Genomic DNA, 12,772 nt, shown 5'->3' on the forward strand with positions numbered 1-12,772 from the left:
GCTTGGATACAGCTTTAGGTGCTGAAATTTCATAAAAGCCTAGAGCTGTTTCTTCTTTTTCTGTAGTTTTACTTGATGATTTTGTTTCCTCTTGTTGATCAAGAAAATATTCCCTGGCTTGGCGCTGCCAGTAAAAGAAATCGCCACGCTTAATGTTATTTTTCTCGCAAAAAGCTTGCTTAGTTAATCCACTTCTGGCTTGTTCTTCAAAAACTGGTATCCAGGACTTCAATCTAACATCCATGACTTTTTTATCCATAACAAAACGCCCTCCAAATCAGTAGTTTTTCTTTAATACTACTAATTTGAAAGGGCGTATTCGAGAGCTTTATATTTGCCGCTTACTTTTTTATTAGGCTTCCCCTAGGAGGGGAAGCTGTCACCGTAAGGTGACTGATGAGGTGTAAGCGCGCCTACGGCTCCGCCGAGGCCAGCTAAAAATCTACTCAGCCTCCTCGCCATCTTCTATCTCACTCTCTTCTTCCTCTTCCACATAATTAGGATCATACACCACATATTCATTGGATTCTCTAAAGACTGTGTTGGAACTACCCATCTGACAGACCTTTATCTTATCTCCATTTTTAACGTCTGATGCCTTTATGGTGAGGACCTGACCGGATTCATATTTTGTAGAGACCTGCTCATCCCCCACAAATACCTTTGACCATTTCGTAAACTGGTCACCGTAAATGTGAAGCCTTCCATTAAAGAAGTAAGCCCGGTCAATGTTTACATCCTTTACACCCATCACAATGTCTGAAGGCTCATACTCTGTACCAGCCTTGTAGGTGTAACGGTTGCCATACATGATATCGTACTGAAGCATTCTCAAGTCGTTCAAGTAATCGTTTGTGCCATATTTTTTGCCAGCAGCCATTGCTGTCTGATGATATCCATTAATATTTCCATTGTGGATACCAAGTCTGTTTAAATACTCTGAAACCAGCTGGTATGTGGTAAGGTCCATATCTTCCTTTGGCATACCAAAGTTGTTCCAAGTGAAATACTTTGTCTTGTATAAATCCTTGGTAGATATTTCATCTTCTGTAAGGCCCATGGTAGGAAGGTGATCACCGAACATGATAACCAGCGTATCCTCGCCACGCTCATCAAAGGCCTCTATGTACTGCTTGATGAAATCATCCACGTTGTGGATTCTGTTTACGTAGTAAGACCAAGCGTAGTTTTCTTCTTCGGTCTTGCCTACTGCGTTTACCTTTATCTCAGGGTCTTTTTCTACCTCGTAAGTAGGGTAGGAACCGTGTCCCTCTACGGTGATAGTGTAAATAAAATCACTGCCTTCGGTGCTGTCCATGGCATCCATTGTACCCTCTAAAAGGATATCGTCTGTAGGCCAGTTGCCAAGAGGAGTGTAATCTGTGATATCAAGCATCTCCTTAGATGTGAATGTGTCAAATCCCATCTGGGAGAAGGCGTTTCTTCTGGAATAGAAGTTACCACCATTGTTGTGAACTACGTGTGTGCCGTAGCCTATATCCGATAAAACATCTGCGTAGCTTTCCACATCAACATCCTTGAGAATGGTCTTCTGTGGGTACTCACCAGGACCAAAGAATCCAACGCTAAGACCTGTCAGAATCTCAAACTCTGAGTTGCAGGTTCCGGCACCTACTACAGGAACGATACAGTGACCTGTAGAATAGTTTTGCTCCAGCGAATGGATAAATGGGATTGGGTCCTCGTTTGTCTCCAGGAAATCTGCTTCACTTACATCATAGAAGGACTCAAGGAGAATAACTACGATATTTGGCTTGGTGCCGTCATTAGTCTGTAGTGTCGAAACATAAGCCTTATCATTTTCTATAATGCTGTCGATTTTGGCCTCTGAGTAGCCGAATGGTCTGTTCATACCTCTGTCTAAAACTGAAGTAGAAAAACCGTATAAATATCCGTAATCCAGATATCCCTGTGCCAGATTTCCGAAGTAAGAAGTCATAATTCCGGAATTTCTAAGGAACAATGTGGATGGATAAAGTGATGCAAAAAGTGCAACCACAAGTATCAATCTCTGCCAGAATGGCTTGCCGTCCTGCTTTTTATGACCTTTTATAGCGTATATCACCATGATAATGATATAAATGATAAGCGCCACTATGGCCATCATTGCCTGCTGGGCTGAGAAGTAGTTGGAGTCTTGCATGGTGAGCAAATCGCTTATCATGTATAGGTCGGTATAGCCAAATGGCGATACGCGGTTCAGCAGAATGACGCAGTTTATAATTCCAAGAATGATGAAAAACATGCTTAAGAACACTCGCCACCAGCCACGTCTTTTGCTCAAAAATACTATGGAAAGAACTACAAACACACAGTATGAATTAAACAAAAATGGGCCTGTATGATGAACCACAAAACCTGTGGCTGCTGCGAACGAATGTCTCGAAAGCCATTCCATAATGAATATGATTAGAAGGGATAGGGGTATCTGCATCCAGAATGCACTCTTGTCCCACAGGCTTAACCATTTCCTGCGAACCTTGCTGTTTAGATATGACTGAACAACCTTTGAATTTACAATTTTATTAGAGAACTTTTTTATGTTATTGCCGACTGTTTTACAGACAAATTTAGTGCCTGATTTGATTTTACTTAATAGCTTTTTCATTGAACCTCCGATAAGCTTTAAAGTAGATTGTAGCTAAGATTAGTGATAAAATAATTCCTGTCATTAATCCCACGGATTATAACACTTTATATTTTAATATTCAAGAAAGCGAGTTCCCATGAGATTACAGTTTTATAAGAAAGGTATTCCCACTAAAATACTACAACGTGCAGCCATTTTGCTGGCTGTTTTTATTATATCTCTTGTATTCTTTGAAATAGTTACAAATATATCTGAAGATGTAGAGATATCTAAGCAATCATCACCTACGCTTCCTATAGTCACCATGGAATTTCTAAACCACGGCAATACGCAGCTCCACGGCTACACTTCCGAAATGGACCCGGCCTACATGCGTGACGCCATCATTCCACTGGACAAGAAACGTACCATTTCATTATCTATAGATACAAAGGATTTCCCTGTGGACAGCCTGTCCTATGAAATCCGCTCACTTGATACCCAGCGAAATATCGCAAAAAATGACCTTGACTACAAAAAGGATGGGGACATCATCACCGCCAGCTTCCAGGCTGAAAACCTTATCGAGGTCAACGAGGAATATCTCCTCATACTGACCCTTGAAAATGATGGTAAAAGCGTATATTACTACACCCGAATCATGGAGACGGACGGCTGCAACGAAACAGAGATTTTGGACTTCGCTCAATATTTCCATAATACAGCACTGTCAGAGGATGCCACAGATTTGGCCACCTACATCGAGCCAAAATCTACAGGCAACGACCAGGATTTAGGCCATGTAAATATCAACTCCACTCTGTCACAGATTTCCTATGGCAACTCAAAGCCTACTCAGGTGGGCACTACCAACGTAGCCATGACAGATATCACCTCAAACTACATCAGCCTCACCCTGCTGTACACCCTAAGCATGGAAAATGATGACCACACGGAATACTACACAGCCTCTGAGGACTTTAGAATCCGCTACACAGCCGATAGAATCTATCTTTTGTCCTACGACCGCACCATGGAGCAGCTCCTTGACAAGGATTCAATCCAGATAACCGACAACCTGATAAACATCGGTATCACCGACCCGGATGTTAAATATCTTTCAAACGAAACAGGCACCATCGTTTCTTTCGTGGAAAATGGCAGCCTGTTCCAGTACGACCAGACCAACCGCCAGATTAAAGAAATCTTTAGTTTTGTGGATGACCCGACGGACTGCCGTTCCACCTACAATCAGCACCAGATTCTTCTATTAAATATAGATGAGTCCGGCAGCATGGATTTCGTTGTTTACGGATACATGAACTCAGGCACCCACGAGGGCCAATCCGGCATCAATCTTTACCACTACGATGCCACAGAGGATGTTGCCAGCGAGCAGCTTTTCATTACATCCACCAGCTCATACCAGATACTTAACGCCAACTTCTCAGATCTTTTATACGAAGCTTCTGACGGCGAGTTTTACATCATGATTAATGGCACTTTGGTCTACATGAATCTTAAGGACCTCACCACCAAAGAAGTCATTACCGGTCTTGATGATGCCCAGTACGCTTCCTCAAGCTCCCGCAGATATGTGGCATGGATGGAAGATGCAAATGTTTCAGAATCTATCCACATCATGGATTTGGAGACAAACCAGACCTTTGATATAGAGGCCGAGGAAGGTCAGCTGTTAAAGCCTTTATCATTTATGGATGACGATATTATTTACGGTTCCATTTACGAAAAGGATATTATTCGTGACCAGGCTGGTTCCATGGTTTATCCGATGTACGCTTTGACTATTGCAGATATCACCTCTGGCAAAGCAGAGCCTCTGAAAACTTACCAGAAAAACGGCTACTACATCACAGGAGTGCACCACGATTCCTACACTATTTATCTGGACCGTGTAAAAATCGATTCCGACGGTACCATCCTTCCTGCGGATGAGGACACTATCAAAAACAGTGCCGGTGCCCAGAACCAGGCGGTTCCTATCACCACTGATATAGACGAGGTAAAGCAGCAGGTGGTTATACTGAACATGACTCCGCTGGACGAGGATGAAACTTTGGGCAAGGTTTCCTACAAGGTTTCAGGTCTGGTGCTTGGAGACCCATCCAGAACCATCGATGTAGCCTCAACCACCAGCTCTACCCACTATTTCGTATATGTGGGAAGCACTGTCACTTTGGCTACTGACAACCTGATGGAAGCCATCACCGAGGCCGATGCAAATATGGGCGTTGTCCTTGATAATGATCCAAAATACGTTTGGAAACGTGGACGCAGAAATTATCAGAACCCTATCGAACAGGTAGCCTACGGCTCCAGCGATTCCGAGGCAAGCTCTAATGCTAAAGCCCTTTCAGCTATGCTTGTACACGAAGGGGAAAACGTGCAGGTTCACACTCTGTTAGAGGCGGGCGAGACACCTATTTCGCTCCTTACAAAGACCCTAAAGGATTACACGATTCTTGATTTAACTGGTGCCACTTTAGATGAAGCTCTTTATTATGTAAGCATTGGCAATCCAGTCTATGCCTACACCGGTGAGAACAACGCAGTGCTTATCATAGGCTACGATTCCACCACCATCACCTATTTTGACCCTGACACCAGCACCAATAAAAAAATGTCGATGACCGAAGCCACCGACTATTTCTCAACTTTTGGTAACGTATTCGTAAGCTACATAAAATAAAAGCCTTCCCCCCTAGGGGGAAGGTGGCCGCAGGCCGGATGAGGGCTAGTACCTAAAGGCTATAGACAAACAAAAGTATAGCCAAATAATAAGTCCCCAAATTCAGCCAATGAACTAACCTCTTATTTTTCACATCCTTAAAATGATAAAAATACAAAAACAATATCGTCAAATCACTAACCAACGTCAGCACTCCAGCCACACCAATCAGTGGCATCCCATTCAACCCACACTCTACAGCCTTTAAGGTCATAGTGCTTACAAAATAGGCATATATGAGACATGGCACAAGCAAGCTACCCATGTGTAAATGGCAGGCCTTTTTTAATATCAGCACAATGCCACAGCCCAGCACAGGAAGGATGTACACCAGCACATTTGTGAAATCTGTAATCCTGCACATGTAGTTTAAAAGCCCTACATGGCCCAGCATAAATGCGATGATACCCAGTGCAATAACCCGTTTGTTCCTGTAGGTGTTGTAGAATGCCATCAAAAGGTCACCTACAAAGCATGCCAGAAGCGCCCAAAACATCAACCACAGTTTCTCGGAAAGCATCTGGTTAACCCACAGTATCACCAGAAATGATGCAGAACACAGCATTTTCAGTGGTACGTAATACTTTCTGGACAGGCTGTTATCACATACGAAAAACAATGCAATCAATAGTGCCACGTAAATTAAAGTCTCTAGTATCATAGTTTTCTCTCCAATAACTCTCCCATGTATTAATGGTCAAGGTGATTAACACCTTGACCATCGTTTCTTTACATTATAATCATTCGTCATCCTGACCTGCAAGTATTGCTTCAAGCTTTCTTTGGTTGCTGAGCATGATTGCTCCAACACCAAGCAGGAATATTGCTATGCAAAGCAGGTATCTGGCGTCGAATCCATCTGCTGTCTTTGGAGTGGTATCCTTTGTGTGGCCCGCTGAAATGGAGCCATCTGCAGCCACCTTGTAGGTCACTGTGGTTGTGGTCTTGGTTCCGGCTGGCGCAATCTTTAAGCCTGTCATGGTATATCCGTCAGTGTACTGGAACTGAACCACATGGTCGCCCTCAGTTAGAGAGCTGACAAACTCAGACTTCAACGTAAGTATGGTAGAGCCTGATTTGATAGTATAGTTCACCGGGTCTAAAACCTTTCCATCAAATAGGATGTAAAGTAGCTTTTCAACAGGTCCGTTGCAAGTGATAGTTATGCTTCCTGCATCCTTTGCCACTGACTGTCCAGCCCCCTGAGTGATTTTGTACATCATGTTAGTCTGGGCTTCTGTGCTGGCATATGGAGCAGCGCCACCTGCAATACCTCCTGCTGCACCGGACGATGAACCAGATGAAGAGCCCGAACCACCGGAACTTCCTGAACCGCCGGAACTACTAGAGCCACCTGAACTTCCTGAACCACCGCCTGTTCTAAGCTTGTAGATGTAGGTATAAGTAGCATCTCCAGTTGCTGCTGCAAATGGAGGCTCTGGACCTGACTGGTAGTCATAGGTCTTATTAGTTGCACTATCTGTGTAGGAAGGTGGGTAAATACATGTAGGGACCTCACCCTTCTTTACGCTTAAGGTGTAGCCTGTGACAGTTTTTTCAATTGTCTTTAGGGCGGCATCCATTAGTTGGTAGTTGATGGTGATGGTGTATGTACCATCTGGTTTGCTACCTGCTCTGTAGATATAGGTGTAATCAGCATCTGCTGTAGCTGGCACAAATACAGGGTTTGGACCTGAAACAAGGCTATAGGCTACTCCGCCATACGAATAAGTTCCAGGCGCTGTAAAGCTTGGAGTTACACCGTCAGCCACTGTCATTGTGTTTCCATTGATTGTTTTAACCTCTTTTCCGGCTTCATCCTGAAGTAAAAATTTGATTACGATTGTGTGATTTGTCTCTACAGGATTATCTGTGATTTTATAAGTAAATTTATAGCTTGCGTCCGCTGTAGCCGCCACAAATGCAGGGTCTGGCCCTGACACTAGCTCATATGTTTTTCCTGCATTGTCAGTATAGATTGATGGTGCGGCTGGTGGCATCTGCCCCTGCTCTACATACTCAATTTTGGTACCTATTTCAGTAGTACCATCCTCTAAAACATATCTGTAGTTTATGTCAAAGGTCTTGGCGTCGCTAACAGCCTTATACACGTACTTATACACTTGATCTGTTGACGCTGGATAAAATTCTGGTTCAGGACCCGATATTTTTTTGTAGGTAATGCCATCTATCTTTATAGTATCAGTACCCTTGCTCCATGTAGGTATAATTCCCTCTTTTACTGTAAAGCTAAAAGTAGGATCGTTATTAGCATTATAGTCTGTGGTGATACCAGATAGTGAAGTCAAATGGTATTCAATATCAATAATATATTCCGCTAAGTCATCCGAAGAATCCAGGACGACCGTTGCGCCCATTCTCTTAAAGGCCTTTGCAACTTCATTTTCTTCAGTACAACCAGGGCAATAGACTTTAAGTGGCTTCCAGCCATTTTGGGATCCAACACTAGTTATGTCTGTTCCATCTACAAATGTTATGATAGTGATATTGCTATCACTAAAAGCATCCCTTGCAATAGTAGTGATTCCATCTGGAATCTCTAGTGGATCAGGAACATTTTTCGATACATATTCAAGGGTTGAGCCACTATATTTAGGCGTTGTGCTACTTGTGTCTTGGTCTGAACCAAGTGAATTACTAAACACAGGAGCTGCCAAAGTCATAAGCATGGTTCTAAGACCTGATTGCTCTGCAGGTTCCTCACCGCCCGTAACCTCCGAGCCAGTTGCCTCATCAGCTGGTGCATCCTGATTTCCTGTCCCATCATCCGGTGATGGTACATCAGGTGTAACCCCATCCTGTGCAGGTAACCCAGTCTCTTCATTCAAATCTTCAGTTGTATTATCTGTGGTGATTGTATCAGAATCCTCGGGTGTCTCTAAAACCAAATCTGTGTCCGGCTCCGCTTCAGAAGTAGAGCTGCCTACAAAGGTCCACCCCCCGAGAATAATAGACGCGCTTATAAGTAAACATCCTATTTTTTTCAAAAGTACTTTTTTCACCATAGCAGTCCCATCCCTGTAACTCATGAGAAATAAAGTGTCACTATTTGACTCTCTTTGCTACGATGAACATTCTGCCGTCTTCCTTGTAAGTATTACACGTGCTGAGAGTCAATATTTTGTCTGTGCTAGAAATATTGATAGTCTCATCAAAAACTGATAATGCCTGTATGTTATCCAAGAACTCCTGAAGCTCAGCACCTGTTACAGCATCTATGAAATTGTAGTATTTGTAGTTGTCATCGTCATCATAACCCACTTCAGACAGACCCACTCCTACTACCTCATACTCCTGCTCTTCGTATAGAGTCTTGAAAGTAATTGTCTTGTGTGACAAATAATAGTCGTGATCTAGATATCTCTTTAGGCCGCCAAACATAGTGCCTGAGCGCATATTGTGGCCGTAGATAATTGTGTTTGTGGTCGGATTTACTATGTCACAACGATAATCGACAAAAAGTGTGCCTGCCGTACTGTCCTGGCCATAGAAATCACGTCTTAAATAGTACTCCGGATCATTTGGTGTCTGCACTACAGGATAATTGATGTCGGTATCAGCTATAGTAAGTACCCCTACAAAATCCTTGTTCTGCGCCAATAAATCCTTTAATTCTGGGAGAACTTCGCGCTCATCTGCTGCATAATCACTGTCCCAAGGGCTGAGAATCAAATCATTGCCAATGACGTTCGCAGAAGCTACGTTACTCTTTTTACCCCCATTCGAATCCTCTACAGATTCTATATCGTCTATTTCATTACTTATATTAACTGATTTTTGTGAATTATTAGTGTCCGTACCATTTTCCAATCGTGACTCTATATCTGCCTGAATTCGTCTGGCCTTGACTATCTCCTTCAGCTCAACACCTGCAAAAGCTACTACCAGCACAGCCGCCAAAGACACAAAAAGAAGGCCCAGTCTCCTAGAGCTCTTGGCCTTTCCTGCTGCTTCTTCTATGATTTCACGGTCACCAAGCATACCTGCAGACTTGTTTGCCACAATATCTGCCACATGTGCCGCGTATTGTTTACCGATAGGGCTTTTAAATGTGATGATACCATCACGGATGTCATTATAAAGGCGTAAAGCAACCTCAGGATCCTGGATATCAAGCTCCCCATTGATGCACTCTATTTTCTTTACATCTTCCTGTGCTGCCCTGTACTCATAGTAGGTTTCAAACTCAAAACCGCCTATGTTAAACCTTTTCTTTTCCAAAACTGCGCTCCCCCATCAAGCCCATTTTGTCTTATTTTTAGTCTATCACAATCGATTTGGTTTTGCATTAAAATCAAGGGTACGGAGCTTTATCGAACACTTTATTCAACTGTAAATAGTAACTGAGTATAGCATAGTGGGGGATTTATTGGATAGCAAAAGTTAAAGAATAGTTTTTTAATGCCATTTACCTTTTTACCTTCACTTCTGCTAATTTTGCCCAAACCTCTTCTTCTGAAAAAACTCTTCCATTCTCCATATCATCAATTGCTTCATCAAGCATTGAGAAAAGGTTATCCATATTCTTTTCCATATCCTTTGCTTCAAACGAAACATCATGCTGTATCATAATAAAACCCACTTTCTATATACATGCCATTTCTGTATATAAAGATTACCACAAAATAGTAATTTTTAACAACATAGCAGCCCCATCGGGCACGCAATGTCTTAGACCGTTATAGGTCTAATATTCTAGAATTGTAATTATCTTTGCATCATTTATAACATGCGTGTTCTTGCATATTATATACCTATATTAGCCATTAATATGCGCGTACTTGCGCTTTATATATATTATTATTGTAATATTGAAGATTTATTAGAATAGTTCAGGATGTTCTATAGAGAATATAAAATGAAAATGTTATAATGAATGACGTTGCCACCCCTAGACAGGCAAAGGAAGGGGGTGTTTGCTTGGAAATAATAGCATCATTTCTAATCTCTGTTATGGCAAGTATAGCTGCCTACTATATTTGCAAATGGCTCGACGGAGATGACCACGGCAATGAGCCTAAGGAATAAGCCACCTTGTCCAAAACGGAATAGAAAAAGCTAGGAGCTGCAACTCCTAGCTTTTTTGTTTGCCTATTATGAAATAATAACATCATTTCTTTGCCTATTATCATTATAGCAATTCGTTATAGAATGTCAAATTTGAATTCGTTTTTTCTTCTACATACTATTAATTCTTACTACATCCTGATTATATATCTATTGTAATATCAAACCAACATAAAAATGGTACCCGAATAGTACCAAGCACTCATTTTGCTATTGCTATTCAATAGTTTTTTGTAAAATTAAGGCAAGCCGAGGCTCGCCTTAATCTTGATTACATTCGCTCGCTCTCATAGGGGCGAAACCCTAATAAAGTCGTTCGCACATTGTGGGGGCGAAACCCCAATAAAGTCGTTCGCACATTGTGGGGGCGAAACCCCAATAGATGTGTAATCGCATCATCTGAGTGCATTTTAACAAGATTTTTAAACTTGTCAACAACTATTTTCCATCGGGCACGCAATGTCTTAGACCGTTATAGGTCTAATATTCTAGAATTGTCATTATCTTTGCATCATTTATAACATGCGTGTTCTTGCATATTATATACCTATATTAGCCATTAATATGCGCGTACTTGCGCTTTATATATATTCTTATTATAATGTATTTGAGGTGATAGAAATGAAATATATGTTTTCCTATGATATTATTTCAGAACTCGCTAAGCGTACAAAAGAATATAGACTAGCATATCCTCTGACTCAACAAGAGCTAGCGGACAGAGCTGGAATATCACTTAGGTCGATTCAAAAATTCGAAAAGGGTTTAGATGTGCAACTGGATATCTTTATCAAGATTATTATGGCATTAGATTTAGCCGACAACTTTGATGCTCTGCTGCCAGATATGAGTAACAGACCATCTGCGTATTTAGCAAAACAAAAGGGCACCGTAAGAAAAAGAGTTAGAAAGAAAAAAGTTCAGCCAGGCAACAGGACTTTCAAATGGGGTGATGAATAATGAACAACCTTGCAGAAATATTTTTATGGAATACAAAGATAGGCACTTTAAATCTGAGAGAAGATTTGCCCTACGCTTTTTTTGAATATGATAAGGATTTTATAAACGGCGTTCAGGGAACAGGTATACAACTTTCACCTTTGAGGATGCCTATTTCTGACAGGCTCTATTCCTTTCCAAATCTGGCAAATGCCTTTCACGGAGTGCCTGGTATGATAGCTGATTCTTTACCTGACAAGTTTGGTAATGCTGTTATCAATCAGTGGCTTGCGTCTCAGGGTAAAACAGAAACAGATTTCAATGTAATAGACAGACTATGCTATACCGGAAGCCGAGGAATGGGTGCACTAGAATATCGCCCTGCTCTCTCACTTGATGCTAAGGCATCTGACAAAGTCAATGTCAGTGAGATGGTCAAGTTTGCTTCCGATGTTTTAAACAAAAGAAAAAGTGTAGATATCGACATGTCCAATGCAACTTACTCTCAGCTTCTCAAACTAGGCACCTCTGCAGGTGGCGCCAGAGCAAAAGCTGTCATTGCATGGAATGAAGAGACAAACGAAGTTAAGTCTGGTCAGATTAATCCAGAAAAAGGTTTTGATTACTGGCTAATGAAATTTGATGGTGTTAGTAACAATGGTGATCATAATTTAGAAGACGAGCCTGAATATACTCTCATCGAGTATGCATATTATCTCATGGCCTTAGAAGCTGGCATCAATATGAATGAATGCCGGATTTTCAAAGAAGAAAACCACAATCACTTTATGACCAAGAGATTCGACAGAGTTAATGGCTCAAAAGTCCATATGCAAACTTTAGCAGCTCTAGCCCACATTGATTACAACACACCAAGACTTTGTAGCTATGAATTGGCGGCTTCCTACATGAAACAGATTGGTCTTGGCGCTAATGAGATTGAGCAATTCTTTAGAAGAATGGTGTTTAATGTTCTTGCTGTAAACAGAGATGATCACGTTAAAAATGTTTCATTTTTAATGGATAAGAATGGCATCTGGAGTTTGTCACCCGCCTATGATGTGACTTTCTCTTATAATCCTACTAACAAATGGTTAAGCAAACATCAAATGCTGATTAACAACAAAAGTGAGCTGATAGAATTAGCAGATTTACTACAGGTTGCATCTACCATCGGCATCTCAAAGCCAAGAGCCAAGAATATTATTGCTGATGTAAGAGCCGCAGTAAATCACTGGTCTTCCATTGCGGGAAATGTTGGAATTAGAGAAAACACTATAGAATTAATAAGTACAACTATTGCTGAATTAGTTATTATTTAATTTTTAGACCAAGTGCAAATATATGAATACAGAGGTTGTGTCAATACAAAGAAGGATTCAGGGCTGTCCGAAGACAACCACTGA

General features: G+C 41.5%; 9 protein-coding genes. 3 read left to right on the forward strand and 6 right to left on the reverse strand.

The features are described 5' to 3' along the window. A partial coding sequence (gene tnpA, locus BLV53_RS14570; protein WP_330388355.1) for an IS66 family insertion sequence element accessory protein TnpA occupies window positions 1-259 on the reverse strand: 259 nt, incomplete at its 3' end. A 183-nt stretch (window positions 260-442) separates the two neighbouring features. Beyond that, window positions 443-2,629: an LTA synthase family protein gene (locus BLV53_RS14575; protein WP_090302195.1), complete on the reverse strand. Its 2,187-nt coding sequence runs from the start codon at window positions 2,627-2,629 to the stop codon at window positions 443-445. Between the two features lie 118 nt (window positions 2,630-2,747). On the opposite strand from BLV53_RS14575, the gene BLV53_RS14580 reads away from it, so the two are divergent. Next, window positions 2,748-5,300 (forward strand): hypothetical protein, encoded by a 2,553-nt coding sequence (locus BLV53_RS14580; protein ID WP_090302197.1) that lies wholly within the window; start codon window positions 2,748-2,750, stop codon window positions 5,298-5,300. 52 nt (window positions 5,301-5,352) lie between these two features. Here the strand turns inward: BLV53_RS14580 and BLV53_RS14585 are convergent, their stop codons facing one another. The 4 genes from BLV53_RS14585 to BLV53_RS17125 all read right to left on the reverse strand — a co-directional run bounded on the left by BLV53_RS14585 (window position 5,353) and on the right by BLV53_RS17125 (window position 9,930). Further along, window positions 5,353-6,000, reverse strand: a complete 648-nt coding sequence (locus BLV53_RS14585; protein ID WP_090302198.1) for a lysoplasmalogenase family protein — start codon at window positions 5,998-6,000, stop codon at window positions 5,353-5,355. Window positions 6,001-6,079: 79 nt separating this feature from the next. After that, entirely contained in the window at window positions 6,080-8,365 is a 2,286-nt protein-coding gene (locus tag BLV53_RS14590) for a hypothetical protein (RefSeq protein WP_090302200.1), read from the reverse strand. Between the two features lie 40 nt (window positions 8,366-8,405). Further along, window positions 8,406-9,581 (reverse strand): class B sortase, encoded by a 1,176-nt coding sequence (gene srtB, locus BLV53_RS14595; protein ID WP_090302202.1) that lies wholly within the window; start codon window positions 9,579-9,581, stop codon window positions 8,406-8,408. A 187-nt stretch (window positions 9,582-9,768) separates the two neighbouring features. After that, on the reverse strand, window positions 9,769-9,930 hold the full coding sequence (locus tag BLV53_RS17125) for a hypothetical protein (protein ID WP_170830891.1): 162 nt from the start codon (window positions 9,928-9,930) through the stop codon (window positions 9,769-9,771). A gap of 1,118 nt (window positions 9,931-11,048) precedes the next feature. On the opposite strand from BLV53_RS17125, the gene BLV53_RS14600 reads away from it, so the two are divergent. Continuing rightward, entirely contained in the window at window positions 11,049-11,387 is a 339-nt protein-coding gene (locus BLV53_RS14600; protein WP_170830892.1) for a helix-turn-helix domain-containing protein, read from the forward strand. After that, window positions 11,387-12,688 carry a type II toxin-antitoxin system HipA family toxin gene (locus tag BLV53_RS14605; RefSeq protein ID WP_090302206.1) on the forward strand — a complete coding sequence of 434 codons (1,302 nt, stop codon included), beginning with the start codon at window positions 11,387-11,389 and terminating at the stop codon, window positions 12,686-12,688. The genes BLV53_RS14600 and BLV53_RS14605 overlap by 1 nt, the downstream gene beginning before the upstream one ends. Window positions 12,689-12,772 lie beyond the last annotated feature (84 nt).

The sequence above is a fragment of the Pseudobutyrivibrio sp. ACV-2 genome (assembly GCF_900107545.1).
Lineage (GTDB): Bacteria > Bacillota > Clostridia > Lachnospirales > Lachnospiraceae > Pseudobutyrivibrio.

Bases quoted from the DNA above. Each gene is read 5' to 3' on its own strand.
- BLV53_RS14575 (WP_090302195.1), bottom strand. From the start codon at position 2,629: ATGAAAAAGCTATTAAGTAAAATCAAATCAGGCACTAAATTTGTCTGT.
- BLV53_RS14580 (WP_090302197.1), top strand. From the start codon at position 2,748: ATGAGATTACAGTTTTATAAGAAAGGTATTCCCACTAAAATACTACAA.
- BLV53_RS14585 (WP_090302198.1), bottom strand. From the start codon at position 6,000: ATGATACTAGAGACTTTAATTTACGTGGCACTATTGATTGCATTGTTT.
- BLV53_RS14590 (WP_090302200.1), bottom strand. From the start codon at position 8,365: ATGGTGAAAAAAGTACTTTTGAAAAAAATAGGATGTTTACTTATAAGC.
- BLV53_RS17125 (WP_170830891.1), bottom strand. From the start codon at position 9,930: ATGATACAGCATGATGTTTCGTTTGAAGCAAAGGATATGGAAAAGAAT.
- BLV53_RS14600 (WP_170830892.1), top strand. From the start codon at position 11,049: ATGAAATATATGTTTTCCTATGATATTATTTCAGAACTCGCTAAGCGT.
- BLV53_RS14605 (WP_090302206.1), top strand. From the start codon at position 11,387: ATGAACAACCTTGCAGAAATATTTTTATGGAATACAAAGATAGGCACT.